14 protein-coding genes are annotated in these 16503 nt (G+C 63.5%); 13 read left to right on the top strand and 1 reads right to left on the bottom strand.

What is annotated here, in order from left to right; translation table 11 throughout:
• The 7 genes from flgF to flgL all read left to right on the top strand — a co-directional run bounded on the left by flgF (position 1) and on the right by flgL (position 8053).
• Entirely contained in the window at positions 1-744 is a 744-nt protein-coding gene (gene flgF / locus GA566_RS24245) for a flagellar basal-body rod protein FlgF (protein WP_137926481.1), read from the top strand.
• Between the two features lie 17 nt (positions 745-761).
• Complete coding sequence (gene flgG / locus GA566_RS24240; RefSeq protein WP_137926480.1) at positions 762-1547, top strand: flagellar basal-body rod protein FlgG; 786 nt, start codon at positions 762-764, stop codon at positions 1545-1547.
• Positions 1548-1557: 10 nt separating this feature from the next.
• On the top strand, positions 1558-2262 hold the full coding sequence (flgH, locus tag GA566_RS24235) for a flagellar basal body L-ring protein FlgH (protein ID WP_137926479.1): 705 nt from the start codon (positions 1558-1560) through the stop codon (positions 2260-2262).
• A gap of 7 nt (positions 2263-2269) precedes the next feature.
• Complete coding sequence (locus tag GA566_RS24230) at positions 2270-3454, top strand: flagellar basal body P-ring protein FlgI (protein ID WP_137926478.1); 1185 nt, start codon at positions 2270-2272, stop codon at positions 3452-3454.
• Positions 3455-3465: 11 nt separating this feature from the next.
• Positions 3466-4473 (top strand): flagellar assembly peptidoglycan hydrolase FlgJ, encoded by a 1008-nt coding sequence (gene flgJ, locus GA566_RS24225; RefSeq protein ID WP_137926477.1) that lies wholly within the window; start codon positions 3466-3468, stop codon positions 4471-4473.
• Between the two features lie 366 nt (positions 4474-4839).
• A complete protein-coding gene (gene flgK / locus GA566_RS24220; protein WP_160474263.1) occupies positions 4840-6765 on the top strand; it encodes a flagellar hook-associated protein FlgK in 1926 nt (641 codons plus the stop codon).
• A 49-nt stretch (positions 6766-6814) separates the two neighbouring features.
• Positions 6815-8053, top strand: a complete 1239-nt coding sequence (gene flgL, locus GA566_RS24215) for a flagellar hook-associated protein FlgL (RefSeq protein ID WP_160474262.1) — start codon at positions 6815-6817, stop codon at positions 8051-8053.
• Between the two features lie 647 nt (positions 8054-8700).
• On the opposite strand, the gene GA566_RS24210 is transcribed toward flgL, so the two are convergent.
• Complete coding sequence (locus GA566_RS24210) at positions 8701-9207, bottom strand: TetR/AcrR family transcriptional regulator (protein ID WP_237380622.1); 507 nt, start codon at positions 9205-9207, stop codon at positions 8701-8703.
• A gap of 225 nt (positions 9208-9432) precedes the next feature.
• On the opposite strand from GA566_RS24210, the gene GA566_RS24205 reads away from it, so the two are divergent.
• The 6 genes from GA566_RS24205 (at position 9433) to GA566_RS24180 (ending at position 16366) form a co-directional block, all read left to right on the top strand.
• Positions 9433-10668, top strand: coding sequence for an NAD(P)/FAD-dependent oxidoreductase (locus GA566_RS24205; protein ID WP_137926471.1), 1236 nt, complete (start codon positions 9433-9435; stop codon positions 10666-10668).
• 97 nt (positions 10669-10765) lie between these two features.
• Complete coding sequence (locus tag GA566_RS24200; RefSeq protein WP_202126860.1) at positions 10766-12316, top strand: MFS transporter; 1551 nt, start codon at positions 10766-10768, stop codon at positions 12314-12316.
• Positions 12313-13356, top strand: coding sequence for an HlyD family secretion protein (locus GA566_RS24195; RefSeq protein WP_137926470.1), 1044 nt, complete (start codon positions 12313-12315; stop codon positions 13354-13356). Before GA566_RS24200 ends, GA566_RS24195 begins: the two co-directional genes overlap by 4 nt.
• A gap of 7 nt (positions 13357-13363) precedes the next feature.
• Positions 13364-14782 carry an efflux transporter outer membrane subunit gene (locus GA566_RS24190; RefSeq protein WP_160474260.1) on the top strand — a complete coding sequence of 473 codons (1419 nt, stop codon included), beginning with the start codon at positions 13364-13366 and terminating at the stop codon, positions 14780-14782.
• An 85-nt stretch (positions 14783-14867) separates the two neighbouring features.
• Entirely contained in the window at positions 14868-15752 is an 885-nt protein-coding gene (locus GA566_RS24185) for an oxaloacetate decarboxylase (RefSeq protein ID WP_160474259.1), read from the top strand.
• Positions 15753-15775: 23 nt separating this feature from the next.
• On the top strand, positions 15776-16366 hold the full coding sequence (locus GA566_RS24180; RefSeq protein ID WP_160474258.1) for an isochorismatase family cysteine hydrolase: 591 nt from the start codon (positions 15776-15778) through the stop codon (positions 16364-16366).
• Positions 16367-16503 lie beyond the last annotated feature (137 nt).

Raw genomic sequence — 16503 nt, 5'->3', positions numbered from 1 at the left:
ATGGACCGCCTGATCTACACCGCCCTGTCGGGCGCCAAGCAGATACTCGACCAGCAGGCCGCAGTATCGAACAACCTGGCCAACGCCTCCACGCCGGCATTCAAGGCGCAGGTGAACCTGTACCGTGCAGTACCGGTGCAGGGCCAGGAAACGCAGACGCGCGCCTTCACGCTGGCCTCGACACCGGGCGCCGACATGAAGGCCGGGCCGCTGACCTATACCGGTCGCGACCTCGACGTTGCCCTCGGTGGCAACGGCTGGCTGGCGGTGCAGATGCCGGACGGCTCGGAAGCCTACACCCGCGCGGGAGCGCTGCAGGTGTCGGCCGACGGCCAGTTGCAGAACTCGGCTGGCCGGCCGGTGATGGGCGATGGTGGCCCCATCGCCGTGCCGCCGGGCGCCACGGTGTCCATCGGTACCGATGGCAGCGTGGTGGCACGTGGTCCGGGCGAAGCGGCCAACGGCCTGGCGCAGGTTGGCAAGCTGCGCGTCGTCTCGGCGCCGCCCGAAGGGCTGGCGCGCGGTGACGATGGTTACTTCCGCCTGCGTCCCGGCGTGGATCCACTGCAGCAGGACGCCACCGTGCGCGTGATTTCCGGCGCGCTCGAAGGCAGCAACGTGAACCCGGTGGAGTCCATGGTGGAAATGATCGCCAATGCGCGCCGCTTCGAGATGCAGATGAAGATGATCACGGGCGCCGACACCAATGACCAGCGTGCCAATGCGCTGCTGTCGAACAACTAACGAATTCTAGGAACACCATGATCCGCTCTCTCTGGATTGCCAAGACCGGCCTCGACGCGCAGCAGACGCAGATGGACGTGATCTCGAACAACCTGGCCAACGTGTCGACCTCGGGCTTCAAGAAAAGCCGCGCGGTGTTCGAGGAACTGATGTACCAGACCGTACGCCAGCCTGGCGCGCTGTCGTCGGACCAGACCGTGCTGCCGTCGGGCATGCAGATCGGTACCGGCGTGCGCCCCGTGGCAACGGAACGCATTCATACGCAAGGCAACCCCCAGCAAACGGGCAATGCGCGCGACGTGGCCATCATCGGCCAGGGCTTCTTCCAGGTGACGATGCCGGACGGCACCACCACCTACACGCGTGACGGTTCGTTCCAGGTAGACCCGAACGGCCAGCTCGTCACGTCGAGCGGCTTCGTGCTGAACCCGGCCATCACGCTGCCGGCCAACTACACGGGCCTGAACATCGCACGCGACGGTACGGTGACCGTGACGCAGCCGGGCCAGACCAACGCCGTGACGGTGGGCCAGATCCAGGTTGCCACGTTTGCGAACCCGACCGGTCTGGAAAGCCTGGGCGAGAACCTGTACGCGCAGACCGACGCCTCGGGCGCACCGAACACCACGGTGCCGGGCCTGAACGGTGCGGGCACGCTGCAGAACAACTATGTCGAATCGTCGAACGTGAACGTGGTGGAAGAACTGGTCAGCATGATCCAGACCCAGCGCGCTTACGAGATCAACAGCAAGGCTGTGCAGACGTCTGACCAGATGCTGCAACGCCTGACCCAGATGGGTTGAAGAAACGGGAATGACCATGGCCGCCAAGCAGTATCGCATCGGTGCAATCGTCGTCTACGCCATCGTCGCCCTGGCTACGCTGGCGAGCGGCGGCTGCGCGCTGGTGCCCAAGGAGCCGCTCGTGCAGTTGCCCACCACGGCACGCGCAGAACCGCGTCCGCTGGGCCCCTCTTCGGGTTCGATCTTTGCATCCTCGTACGCCAGCAATCCGCTGTTCGAGGACCGGCGGCCACGTAACGTTGGCGACATCCTGACCATCGTGATCACGGAAAACGTCAACGCCAGCAAGAACTCGGGCACCAACGCCAGCCGCACGGGCAGCACGAACCTCGCGTTCAATGCGGTGCCGCGCGCCCTGGCGGGGCTGTTCAGCACGAGCCAGAACGCCGACGTGAGCGGTGCCAATGCGTTGAAGGCCAGCGGCGGTGCGTCGGCGGCCAACACGTTCAACGGCACCATCACGGTGACGGTGCTTGAAGTGCTGCCGAACGGCAACTTCGTGGTGTCCGGCGAGAAGCAGATGGCCATCAACCAGGGCGCGGAGTTCATCCGCTTCTCGGGTGTGGTCAATCCGCGCACGATCACGGGCGACAACGGCGTACTGTCCACGCAGGTGGCGGATGCACGCATCGAGTACACCGCGAAGGGGTACATCGACGAAGCACAAAACATGGGCTGGCTGCAGCGCTTCTTCCTCAATGTCCTACCGTTCTGATCCCGCCATGTTTCTGCCTCCGATGCCTCTCAACATGCCAGGCTCGCTTTTCGGCAACCCGCCCGGTCTTCGTTCCCGCTATGGCCGTGCGGTATCTTTTGCCTGCCTTGTGCTGGCCCTGCTGTTCGGGTTCGGCACGGGCGCCGCGCATGCGGAACGCCTGAAGAACCTGGCAACGTTCCAGGGCGTGCGCGACAATCCGCTCATCGGGTATGGACTGGTCGTGGGGCTGGACAACACCGGCGACCAGACCATGCAGACGCCGTTCACCACGCAGAGCTTGCAGAACATGCTGTCGCAGCTGGGTATCACGCTGCCGGCTGGCAAGAACATGCAGCTCAAGAACGTGGCCGCGGTGATGGTCACCGCCACACTCGCGCCGTATGCGCAGCCGGGCAGCCAGATGGACGTGGTGGTCTCGTCGATGGGTAACGCCAAGAGCCTGCGCGGCGGCACGCTGCTGATGACGCCGCTCAAGGGCGCCGATGGCCAGGTCTATGCCGTGGCACAGGGCAATATGCTGGTGGGTGGCGCCGGTGCGTCGGCCAATGGCAGCAAGGTGCAGATCAACCAGCTCGCGGTGGGCCGCATTGCGAACGGCGCCATCGTCGAACGCGCCGTGGCGCCGTTCGAGCCGCAGGGCGGCTACGTCAATCTCGAACTCAAGGACACAGACTTCGGCACTGCCGAGCGCGTGGTCGAAGCCATCAACCGTAACCTTGGCCCGGGCACTGCCGCCGCCATGGACGGACGCGTGGTGCAGGTGCGCACGCCGCAGACGCCGGCCGCGCGCGTGGGCTTCATGGCACGCGTGGAGAACCTCGATGTCACGCCGGCCAAGGCCGCCGCGAAGGTCATCCTCAATGCACGCACCGGATCGATCGTGATGAACCAGACGGTCACCGTGGAAGACTGCGCAATTGCGCACGGCAACCTGTCGGTGGTCATCAATACGCAGCCGGTGATCAGCCAGCCTGCACCGTTCAGCCAGGGCCAGACCGTGGTGGCGCCGGTCTCCCAGATCGACCTCAAGCGCGATGGCGGATCGTTGCAGATCGTCAAGGCAGGTGCGTCGCTGGCCGCCGTGGTCAAGGGTTTGAATGCGCTGGGCGCCACGCCGCAGGACCTGCAGACGATTCTGGAAGCGATGCGTTCGGCCGGCGCACTGCGCGCCGAACTGGAGATCATCTGATGGCGGCAGGGATGACGACGAGCAGCGCGGGCGATCTGACCCAGCGCTTCGCCCTCGACACGCAAGGGTTTGAAGCGCTGAAGAACCAGTCGCGCGCCGGGAACACCACCGCCACGCTGCAGGCTGCGGCCAAGCAGTTCGAGGCTGTGTTCACGCACATGGTGCTCAAGAGCATGCGCGATGCCACGCCGTCGGATGGCCTGTTCGACAACGAGCAGACCAAGCTCTACATGTCGATGATGGACCAGCAGATGTCGCAGCAGATTTCGTCGCGCGGCATCGGCCTGGCAGACGCCATGCTGCGGCAGCTTGCACGTGCCACCGGCACCGAGTTGCCGCCGGGAATGGCCGCCGCAGGTGGCATTACAGGTGCCAGCGTACGCGATGCCGAGATGGCGCAGATGCTCAACAGCCGAGGCGCGACCGATGCCGATGGCCCGCCGGTTGGCACGACGCTGCCCGGTGGCGCATGGAATCCCACGGCCGGTGTGCGCCAGTATCAGAATCAGTCCGAGTGGCAGGGCAACGGACAGTCGCAGCTCGGCCAGTTGCCCGACGATTCGCCCGAACACATCAGCAATTTCGTGAATCGCATGGCAGAGCCCGCGATGGCCGCCGCGCGCGCCTCGGGCGTGCCGGCCAAGCTCATCGTCGGCCAGGCCGCGCTGGAATCCGGCTGGGGCCGCCGCGAAATTCGCAATCCCGATGGCTCGACCTCGTTCAACGTGTTCGGCATCAAGGCCGGCGCCAACTGGAAGGGCCCGACCACCGAGATTCTCACCACGGAATACGTGGATGGCCAGCCGGTCAAGACCCGCGCGAAGTTCCGCTCCTATGGTTCCTATGAAGAAGCGTGCAACGACTATGCGCGCCTGCTGACGAATAACCCGCGCTATGCCAACGTGGTATCGGCATCGAACGCCGATGAAGCCGCGCATGGTCTGCAGCGCGCGGGGTATGCAACCGATCCGGCGTACGGCGAGAAGCTGGTGCGGATCATGAAGAAGGTTTCGACGTAAGAAGTCGAGACATTTGATTCCCGATTGTTTGCTCCCCTCTCCCTCTGGGAGAGGGGCGGGGGAGAGGGCCAGCCGTTCAAATTGCCACCAGTTGGCAAGCAGAACCTCCGGCCCTCTCCCCCAACCCCTCTCCCGCACAGCGGGAGAGGGGAGCAAGACCACAGAATTTCCAAGGACAACGCTACCACCCGGTCGCGCTGTACCCGCTTGCACGCTCGGATGTGTCAAGAGTAAGCGCTAACAACAACCACGAAATTCACACAATTGCGGCGCTAAAGTCGCGCCACTTTCGCGCCGTTATCCAACGTATCCATCGCCGCCGGCCTGACGCCGCCGGCTAGCCATTCGATCCGGAGTCAGACGAACATGTCTCTGTTTAATATTGGTCTGTCGGGCCTGAACGTTGCGCAGAACGCCCTCACAACCGTGGGCCACAACTTCAGCAACGCAGCCACCCCCGGCTACACGCGCCAGAACACGATCATCGCCTCGGCTGGCGGCCAGTACACGGGCTCGGGCTTCTACGGCCAGGGTTCCAACACGCTCACCGTGCAGCGCGTGTACGACAGCTTCCTGACGGGCCAGTTGCGTGGCGCCACCTCGGCCAGCTCGGATCTGGCCACGTACGCCGACCAGATCTCGCAGATCGACAACCTGCTGGCTGACCAGAAGGGCGGCCTGGCGCCGTTGATGCAGAAGTTCTTCGCTGCGGTGCAGACCGTGTCGAACACGCCGGCCGATGCCGCGGCGCGTCAGGGCCTGCTGTCCTCCGCGCAAGCGCTGGCTGGTCAAATGAAGTCGTCGAGCGACTACTTCAAGCAACTGCAGGACGGCCTGAATACGCAGATCAAGTCGACGGTCACGCAGGTCAACGACTACACGAAGGAAATCGCGAAACTCAATGGCGAGATCTCGCGCATGACCGCCGCATCGGGCGGCCAGGCGCCGAACGACCTGCTCGACCAGCGTGACCAGGCCGTGGCCAAGCTGACCGAACTCGTCGGCGCCAAGGTGGTGATCCAGGACGGCAATACGTACAACGTGGTCGTCGGCAACGGTCAACCGCTGGTGTTGGGCACCGATTCGTACGACATCAAGGCGATTCCCTCGGCATCGGACCCCAGCCGTACCGTGATCGGCTACACGGTGCCGGGCAGCAATGGCACGTACGAGGCGGAAGAAGGTTCGATCACGGGCGGCTCGCTCGGTGGCTTCCTGCGATTCCGCACCGACTCGCTCGACGCCGCGCAGAACGCCATCGGCCGCCTCTCGCTGGCCATCGGCCAGAAGTTCAACGACCAGCACAAGCTCGGTATCGACCTGAACGGCGCCATCGGCACCGATCTGTTTGCGCTGGGCAAGGCGCAAGTGTTTGCCAACGCGAAGAACACCTCGGGCGCCATCGTTCAGGCTACGATCACGAACACGAGCAACCTGACGGTCAGTGACTACACGCTGCGTCTGACCAACGGAAATTACACGCTGACGCGCAAGTCGGACAACACCGTAGTCGCCACGCAGCCGCTGGCCACGGCCACGTATCCGATGACGCTCGAAGCTGACGGCTTCCAGATCAATCTGGATAGTGCCATGACGGTGAGCGACTCGTTCGAGATCCAGCCCACGCGCAATGCCGCCGCTGGCTTCGATACGTTGATCACGGACCCCGCCAAGATTGCTGCCGCCTCGCCGTCGCGCGCCGACGCCGCCACGAACAATGCCGGCTCGGCCACGGCCAAGCTGACCAATGTGGCGCCTGGCTTCTCGCTGCTGGCCGGACCGCTGACGGTGAAGTACGACGCCGCCACGACGTCCTACATCTTCTCCGATGCCGCGGGTACGCCGCTGGCACCGCAGCCGGCGCCCACCGCCACGGCCACGGGCGTCGATTACACGATCAACGGCATGACGTTCAGCTTCGGCGGCACGCCCAAGGATGGCGACACGTTCACGCTGTCGAACAACGCCGGCTCCGTGTCCGACAACGGCAACGCGCTGTTGCTGGCCAAGCTGCAGACTGCCAAGACGATCAACGGCACGTCGAGCTTCAACGACGCCTACGCCACGCTCGTCAACGACGTGGGCAGCAAGACGAAGTCGGCGCTGATCGCTTCCACCTCGCAGGACAGCATCACGAACCAGGTCTACGCCGCGCAGCAGTCCGTGTCGGGTGTGAACATGGATGAGGAAACCGTGAACCTGCTGAAGTTCCAGCAGCTGTACCAGGCCAACGCCAAGGTCATCCAGGCAGCCAGCACGGTCTTCGACACCCTGATCGGCATCGCCCGCTAAGCGGCCCACTACCCGCCGTCCCTGAGATCAACCCGAAGGAATCCTCGCAATGCGCGTCGCAACCTCTACCCTCTACCGCCAGGGCCTGCAGTCGATGAACAACCAGCAGTCCCTGCTGATGCATGTTCAGCAACAGCTGGGCACGGGCCGTCGTATCCTCACGCCTTCGGACGATCCGGTTGCCGCCACGCGCGCGCTGGGCGTGACGCAGGCAGGTGCCGTGAACGGCCAGTACACCGCTTCGCGCAAGGAAGCCAACTCGGCGCTGGCACTGGAAGAAAACTCGCTGACTACCGTGACCACGGTGCTGCAGAGCGTGAAGACGCTGCTGGTGAACGCCGGTAACGGTACGCTGAGCGATACCGACCGCGCCTCGCTGGCCACCGCGCTGCAAGGCCAGTACGACCAACTGCTGGGTCTGGCCAATGCCGACGACGGCACGGGCAACTACCTGTTCGCGGGCCTGAAAACCGGCACCGTGCCGTTCGCGGCCGACGCCGCCGGCAACGTGACGTACCAGGGCGATACCGGCCACAAGCTGCTGCAAGTGGATGTGTCGCGCCAGATGCCCGCGGGCAACACGGGCGCGGAAGTATTCCAGTCGGTGAGCAACAGCGCCGGCTACGTGCTCAAAGGCAACAGTGCCAACACGGGCACGGCCACGTACAGCGCGCCGTCCGTGACCGACCCGAGCAACCCCCTCTACGGCACCAAGCTGGCGGTCACGTTCCAGACCAACGCCGGCACCGGCAAGATGCAATACACGGTGACCAACGCGACGACGGGTGCGGCAATCGGCGGCCCGGTGGACTACGTTGACGGCGGTTCCATCAACGTGGCAGGCGTTTCGTTCTCGGTGAAGGGCACCCCGGCCGACGGCGACACGATGTCCGCAGAGCCCGCGCAACAGGCTGGCGCCGATGTGTTCGCCAACCTCAAGAGCGTCATCGACGCACTGAAGCAGCCGATCAACTCCGGCACGTCGCCGGAAACGGCCAACGCCAACCTGCAGAACGTGATTGCCACGGGCCTGCGCCAGAACAACAACTCGCTCGACAACGTGCTGACGGTACGTGCATCGGTGGGTTCGCGCATGAACGAACTGGACGCACTCGACACCATCGGCGAGAACCGCGACCTGAGCAACGCGCAGACGCTGTCGAACCTGCAGGACCTGGACTACGCTGCGGCAATCGGCGAGTACTACCAGCGCCAGACGGCACTGCAAGGCGCGCAGCAATCGTTCATGCAGATCCAGGGCATGAATTTGTTCCAGTATCTGCGGTAAGCGGATGGTGGTGAGGTAAAAACAAGGTTGTTCTGAGGGAATGCGAGTTGGCAAATCGCTGCTTGTGCGTTTGTCAAACTCGCTAAACAGCCTGGAACGATTGGCTCTGTGGCCGCTATAGAAAGACCCGCCCCAATTTACACGGGGCGGGTCTTTTTTTTCGTGCCGTCTACTAGGTCGGCATCGTCCAGCCCTTGTATGGGCACAGACAACTGCCGAGCTTCACGATCCCTAGTCTCGACTGCTCAACTCGAGTGCCCGTTGGGCAATCTGCCAGGCATTGAAACGTATCCAAACCAAAGTAAGACGAGGCCTCCCGTCACCAGAATGCCGGCGTGGCATCCGAGGGCCGGGCCACCGAGGCGTCGGTCGACGAGTGGCGCAAGGTGATGTCAATCGATCTCGCCGGCGTGTTCTATGGCGCGCGTGCAACTTTCCCCGTCTTGGAGCGGTATGTCACGGGGAACCGTCCATTGAGGCTACAACTCGATGCGCGAGTCGACGGGAGCTACATCTGTGGCGATGCAGCTGCCTTCACGCCGGCATCGGGACACGACTATGAGTTGGTAGTCCCATTGCGAGGCACCTCTCTCATTGGTGGCTACCTGGGGGCGCTGTCGCTGTCAACCGCTATAGACCCAGCGTCCTCATGCCTGCTTCGGCGTCGCCGATAAAAATCCAAGAATCCCGTCGACGATCCCTGCCTCGACGTTCCGCGCGTTCTGGCCGTCCACCGCTTCCAGCACGGCGCCATGCACCAGCGCTTCCGTCATCTTCATCGTCATCCACGCGGCCATGTCCAGGTCGTCGTGGCGCAGTTCGTCGCGGTGCCGCAGCAGTAACTCCATCACATGGCGATGGATGCGATCTCCGGCTGCGCCCATGTTGGCTTCCAGCAGCGGGCGCTCCTTCTCCAGCAAGCGATGCAGTTCCGGCTCCACTTCGTGGGCAGCCATTGCCGCGCGAATCAGGCTGGTGACGGCGCCGCGCAGTCCTTCTTCGTGCGCTTCCCCCAAGACTTTCTCGATCGATTCGGCCATGTGGATGCCGTGTCGCTGATGCAACGCGGTGAGTAACGACGCCTTGTTGGGAAAGTACTGGTAGAGCGACCCGACGCTGATGCCGGCCTGCTGGGCGACTGCATTCGTGCTCATTTCGGCATATCCCCGCTCCATCAAAACGCGAGCACTGGCTTCCAGAATGGTGTCTACCATTGCCATGGAACGGCGCTGGCGCGGGGCTTTGCGGGGTGTTGTCTCGGGTTGTCGGGCCATGGTCGGAACGCGAGTTGAAAAGACGAGCGATTGCTCGCATTATTGCTGGGTCGATCGGCACAGTCAATCAGGGGTTTCGGCCCCCCGAATAGCGAGGATTCTGACGTGAAGGAAATAGTGGTAGTCGGCGGCGGTTTCGCCGGGTTATGGGCAGCGGCTGGGGCGGCGCGCATGGCGGAAACGTTGGGCAAGGCTGTGCACATCACGCTCGTCAATCGTGACGCGCAGCACAGCATTCGCGTACGCAACTATGAGGACGACCTCGCCGCCACACTGGTACCGTTGCGAGAGGTACTCGATCCCATCGGCGTGACGCTGCAGATTGGCAACGTGGTGGATATCGACACGCATGGCAAGTCCGTCCGGATCGAGTCCGACGGCAAGTTCATCACCACGCGGTATGACAAGCTGGTGCTTGCCAGCGGCAGCAAGCTGGAGCGGCCGCCCATCGTGGATGTGGATGTCTTCTCGTTCGATGTCGATACCTACGCGCAAGCCCATCGGTTGCAGGAACACATCGCATCGCTGCATGCCCGCGCGCCCTATCCCGGTCAGTACACGGCGGTGGTGGTGGGCTCGGGTGCGACGGGCGTGGAACTGGCCTGCGAACTGCCGGCGCGGTTGCGCGCAGCCGCGGTGGCCAGCGGCATCCCCGACGCCGCGCAGCAGGTGCGCGTGATCCTGGTCGATAGCAACGAGAAGATCGCTGGCCACCTCGGTGGCGCGCAGGCAGTGATCGAGCAAAGCTGTCGGGAGCTTGGGATCGAGTTGTTCCCGCACGCGACGGTGAAGTCCCTGAGCGGCTACGGCCTGACGTTGAACAACGGGCAGCATATCGACACCTCCACCGTGGTCTGGTGCGCGGGCATGCGTGCGAGCGAGCTGACCACATGTTTTAGCGGCAAGCGCGACGTGCATGGCCGACTCATGGTGGATGCCTACATGCGCGTGCAAGGCATGGACGACGTGTATGCGGCAGGCGATGTGGCGCACGCCTTGATCGATGGCGAGCATCCATCGGTGATGTCTTGCCAGCACGCCCGACCGATGGGGCGGTACGCGGGTCACAACGTCGTATGCGAACTGTTTGGCGAGGATCTGCTGCCGCTGCATATCGACTGGTACACGAACATCATCGATCTGGGTCCGGCCGGCGCGGTGTACGCCCAGGGGTGGGACCGCGAAGTCGTCGCCATTGGCGAGCAAGCCAAGCAGACCAAGCAGGTCATCAATCGCGAACGCATCTATCCGCCGCGTAACGGCAGCCGGGCCGATATCTTCGATGCGGCCTCGACCGAGCTGCAACGGCCGCCAGTATTGGAGCCGCTTTCGCGCGCCTGACCATCGGCCGTCCGGTCGCGCGATTGCTGCATCCCATCGTCGTGCGACCGGTTCGTCAGCCGGACTGCTTCCATCTCCAACTTCAGCGCTTTGAGCCGTGAGTGTTTCCTCCACGTTGTCCCCGCACGCCCCGACTGGCGGCGCCGCGCCCGTTCATGCCCCGTTTTCATTGCGGCTCGGCATCGGGCTCAAAGGCGTGCTGATTGCCGCGCTCGTGTCCGGCATCAACAACCGCACTGGCGATATTGGCCTCTCCGATATCCTGGGCGGCTACGGTCTGGGCCGCGACGAAGGGATCTGGCTGTCGTCGAGCTATGCAGCCGCCGAAGTCTCGGCGATGTTGCTGGCACCCTGGCTGGCGAACACCTTTTCGATGCGCCGCTTCGCCACGGGAGCCACGCTGCTGTTCGGGCTGATCAGCGTGCTCTGCCCGTTCGCGCCGAACTTTGAAATCCTGCTCTTGCTGCGTGTGCTGCAAGGGCTGGTCGGTGGCTGCCTGCCGCCGATGCTGATGACGGCAGCGCTGCGCTTCCTGCCCGCGCACTACCGGCTCTTCGGGTTGTCGGCGTATGCGCTGACCTCGACGTTCGGCCCAAACATCACGATGCCGCTCGTCGCGTTCTGGACCGAAAGCGCGGACTGGCGGCTGCTGTTCTGGCAGTTCATGCCACTCTGTCTGCTGTCCGCCGCATTGATCTGGCATGGCATTCCACAGGACCCGGTGCATCTTGACCGCATTCGCAAATTCAACTGGAAGGGCGCACTGCTCGGCGTGACGGGCTTGTCGTGCACGACGCTCGCGCTGGCGCACGGAGAACGGCTGGACTGGTTTGCCTCGCCGCTGATTGGCGTCCTGTCGGCGTGCGGCGCCGCGAGTCTCCTGGCCTTCCTCGTGCACGAGTTCCACCACCCCGCACCGTTGTTCGAGTTCAGGCTGCTGCGCCGGCGAAACTTCGCCTATGGCATTGCCACGCTGATGCTGTTCGTGTGCGCAACGTTCGCCGGCAGCGCGCTGCCCACCGCATACCTCGCGCGTATCCACGGCTATCGTCCCGTGCAGACGATGGATCTGGCCCTGCTGATTGCCGTACCGCAGATTGTGCTGTCGCCGCTGGTCGCCTTCATCGTCAATCGGCGCACGGTGGACTGCCGTTACGTGATCGCTACCGGCCTCGCATTGATGACGTTGGCCTGCCTTGCGGGCGCATATCTCACCCCGGACTGGATTCGCGAACAGTTCTTCGTCCTCCAGCTCATGCATGCCGTGGCGCAGCCCATGGTGGTGGTGCCGCTGCTGATGATGGCCACTGGCGTGGTGGCGCCTGCCGAAGGACCGTTCGCGTCCGCCATGGTGAACAGTATGCGTGCGCTGGCATCGACGGTAGCCGCCGCGGCCTTCAGCAATTTCGTCACCTGGCGCGAGCACTTCCACGCCAACGTCCTGCTTGATCACGCCATGACCGCAGCGTACGCGAGTCCGTTGCAGATACCGGCTCGCGTGCTTGCGGAAAAGGTAAGACAACAGGCGTTCGTACTCGCCTATGCCGATACCTTCCTCGCGCTGATCCTCGTCATTGCACTGATGGCACTTGTGCTCTGGTTTGTTCCTGTTCGTGCCTTTCCGCCTCAATCTCCCGTCAGATCATGACTGTCCCTCGCCACTCTCCCCGAATCTTCTATGCACTGATCGGCGCCGCCGCCGTGACCTGTGCCCTGTACGCCGGCTTTCGCATCTTTGACGCCGGGCGGCAACAGCGCACCGACGACGCCTACATCCGTGCGGATTCGGTGTATGTGTCCCCACGCGTCACGGGTCAGATCACCGAGGTACTGGTGCAGGACAACCAGCGCGTGAAGGCCGGCCAACTGGTGGCCCGCATCGATGCCGCCGATTATCTGGCGGCAAAGGCCGAGGCCACGGCGAATGTGGCCGTGGCGCGCGCCGATATCAAGAACCTGGAAGCGGGCATTGCCCGGCAGCGCGCGCTCGTCGAACAGGCACGCGCCAGCGTGCGCGCGAGCGAAGCAAGCCTGCGCTTTACGGAATTGAATGCGCAGCGGTATCGCAATCTTTCCAGTTCCGGCGCTGGTACCCAGCAGGAGTGGCAACGCGCCGACGCCGACCTCAGTGCGGCACGTGCGAACCGGGACCGCGACGTAGCGTCGGGCGAGGCGGCATCCAGAACATTGATGGTGCTGACCGCGCAGCTCGAAGCCGCGCAGGCGCAGTTGCAACGCCATGAAGCGACGCTTCAGAAAGCCGTGCTCAATGTCTCGTACACGCACATCGTGGCGCCGTTCGATGGCATGGTGGGGCAGCGATCTGCCCGGGTAGGTGCCTACGTGTCAGCCGGCACGCCCTTGATGGCCATCGTGCCGCTCGACGATATCTACGTGGTGGCGAACTTCAGGGAAACGCAATTGGCGCGGATGAAACCGCACCAGTCGGTGACCATCCAGGTGGATGGCAATCCGGAAAAATCCTTCCGGGGGCATCTTGACAGTGTGGCGCCTGCCACGGGTCTGAGTTTCTCGCCGGTGGCGCCTGACAACGCCACTGGCAACTTCACCAAGGTCGTGCAACGCGTGCCGGTGAAAATTCGTTTCGACGAACCTGGCGTCGACGCAGACCTGCTTCGCGTCGGCATGTCCGTCGTGGTCAGTGTCAAGACGAAGGACGGGGTTTGAGATGGGGATGCGCAAAGGATTGGGCGGGTGCCTGCTGTCGATTGCACTGGGTGGATGCGCGGTAGGGCCTGACTTCGTGGCCCCGCCCGCGGAACTGCCGGCGTCCTGGCAATGCGGTGCGCCGACTTGCGGCGCGGGAGACGTGGCGCATGACTGGTGGCGGACGTTCGATGACCCGGAAATGGCAAGCCTTGTCGAGCGCGCCGTATCGGGCAACCTCGACGTCCTGGCGATGAGCAACCGTCTGGAACAAAGCCGCATTCATCTGAAAGTGAATGGTGCATCGCAGTTTCCCAATGTCGGGGTCGGTGCCTCCTATCGTCGCGCGGAAGAGAGCGAGAAGGGATGGATCGATCCTTCCGGGCGCGATGGGAAATCGCCTTATGAGCTGTGGGGCGCGGCGTTTGACCTGAGCTGGGAAGTCGATCTGTGGGGGCACGTCAGACGCAGGATCGAAGCCGCGCAGGCCGAAGTCACGATGACCTCGGCTGAAATGGATGGCGTGCTGCTCTCGGTTGCTGCGGAGACGGCTTCCGACTACCTGAAGCTGCAGGGCGTGCGTGAGCAGTTATCGGTCACGCGCGAAAGCCTGCTGATCGCGGAACGCAGCCTCGCCCTGGTGAACTCGCGCTACGAGAACGGCGTCACTACGCGTCTTGACGTACACAATGCCACAGCGTTGATCAGTACGGTTCGCGCACGGATGGAGGCGCTTGGGGCCGAGCAGGTCCGTTTGCTGAACGCGCTGGCGATGCTCGTCGGCCAGGCGCCCGGCACGCTGGATGACGAGCTGCTGAAATCTCCGTCGCGTACCAACGACGACACGCACGAAATCCCCGTGGGTATTCCGTCGGAGATCGCGCGCCGGCGTCCAGACATCCGCATGAAAGAAGCCGATCTGCATCGTGCCACCGCGGAGATCGGCGCCGCCAAGGCCGACTTCTATCCACGCGTCGTGCTGGGTGCCAACTACGGCTATCAGACGCTCAATGGTTCGAGTTTCGGCTCGTGGGCCGCGCAGCAATGGACCTATGGCCCAAGCCTCTACCTGCCGCTTTTCCAGGGCGGGCGGCTGGTCGGCACGCTGGCCTTGCGAAAGGCGCAGCAGCAAGCGGCTGCGATTGCGTATCGCAAGACCGTATTGCTGGCCTGGCATGAGGTGAGCAACGTGCTGTCCGATTACGCCGCGCAGGAGCGCGAGCATCGCCATCTCACCGAGGCTGTCGAGCAGAATCGCGAGGCGTTGGCCGTAGCGGAACAACGCTACAAGGAGGGCGCTATCGACTACCTCAACGTGCTCAATGTCCAGCGCACGCTATTGCTGGCCCAGTCCGCCAGGGTCGAAAGCGGCACGAAGACCGCAATCGGCCGGGTTCGCCTGTACAAGGCGCTCGGTGGTGGATGGCCGGGTGGGCCCATCGGTTGATCCGCATAGAAACGGCTTGACCTTCCCATGCGGGCGCCTATCTTCGGTGAAGATCCTCCACAAGCGGGGTCACAGGAGACGAGCGATGACATCCAGCACTTCTGCGCGCAGACAGGCGTTCAGGCAACTTGTGGCGTCAAAGCAAGCGGTGCTGGTGCCGGGCGCCTTCAATGCCATGAGTGCGCGCGTGATCGAGGATCTGGGGTTCCAGGCGGTCTATCTGACTGGCGCTGGCGTGACCAATATGTCGTTTGGCTTGCCGGACCTCGGCTTCATCGGGCTCAGCGATATCGCCGAACACACGGCGCGTGTACGCGACGCCGTGGCGCTGCCGCTGATCGTGGATGCGGATACTGGCTTCGGGAATGCGCTCAACGTCCAGCATGCCGTGCGCACGCTGGAGCGGGCAGGCGCCGATGCCATCCAGCTCGAAGACCAGGTCATGCCGAAGAAGTGCGGGCATTTTGCCGGCAAGCATGTCGTCGGTATGAACGAGATGGCCGCCAAGATCCGCGCGGCTGCCGATGCACGCGACGATGCCGATTTCCAGATCATCGCGCGTACCGATGCGGCGGCGGTGCATGGCATCGAGGATGCCATCGAACGCGGGCACCGCTTTGCAGAGGCGGGTGCGGACATCCTGTTCCTGGAGGCCATCGAAGGGTTGCCCGATATCCAGCGATTGCCGCAGTTGTTCAAGACCCCGTTGCTGATCAACATCGTCATTGGCGGGAAGACACCCGTGCAGGGGCGCGATGCGCTGCAAGGGCTCGGCTATGGCCTGGTGCTCTATGCGAATGCGGCGCTGCAGGGCGCGGTGCGCGGTATGCAGCAGGCGCTGGGCATGCTGAAGTCGAACGGACAGATGGACGAGAACCCGGCGATTGTCGTGCCATTCAACGAGCGTCAGCGGCTGGTCCGGAAGCCCCTGTACGACGAACTCGATGCGCGATACAAGAGCGAAGACTGAGAGCGACGACTGAAGGAGCGCCGATGAAGACTGCATTGATCGTGCTCGATGTCATCAACGACATCGTCGATCCGCAGGGCAAGCTCGCCGGTGGCGGTACGGCGGCCCACGCGCAGGATCGCAACCTGTTGCGCAACGTGAATGCGGTGATTGCGCAAGCGCGTTCTCGGCAATGGCCGGTGATCTTCGTGAAGGTGGGTTTCACCGCGCAATATGCCGAGCAGCCCAAGGCGTCGCCGTTCTTCGGCAAGGCGCATACGGCGGGCGCGCTTGCGCTTGGGCGTTGGGGTACGGCGTTTGTCGATGGGCTGGATGTGCAGGCGAGCGACCACGTGGTGGTCAAGCATCGCATCAGCGCGTTCTATGGCACGCCGCTCGAAGCGATCTTGCGTGCGAACCATATCGAGCGGCTGGTGTTGACGGGTGTCAGCACCACATGGGCCGTAGAGTCCACCGCGCGCGACGCGCATGACCGGGACTATCAGGTGGTGATCGTCGAGGATGCGTGTGCCGCGCGTAGCGAGGACGACCACGGCAGGTCGATGAAAAACCTCACGGCCATCGCTGCCGTGACGTCGGTGGATCAAATCATCAACGACGCTGCAAGCGCTTAGCGAATCGCTCCCGCGTAGCGGCGCGCGACTTCGGGCGCAGGAATCCCATCCGCTTCATTCCCTACGGAAATCCTCCGATTCCTTATTTCAATAAATTTGAACAACTATGACAGCGAACCCCCGTTTTTCTACGGCGG

The organism is Cupriavidus sp. SW-Y-13 (genome assembly GCF_009793345.1).
In the GTDB taxonomy this organism is placed as follows: Bacteria; Pseudomonadota; Gammaproteobacteria; order Burkholderiales; family Burkholderiaceae; genus Cupriavidus.
This window is presented reverse-complemented; position numbering and strand designations above follow the sequence as displayed.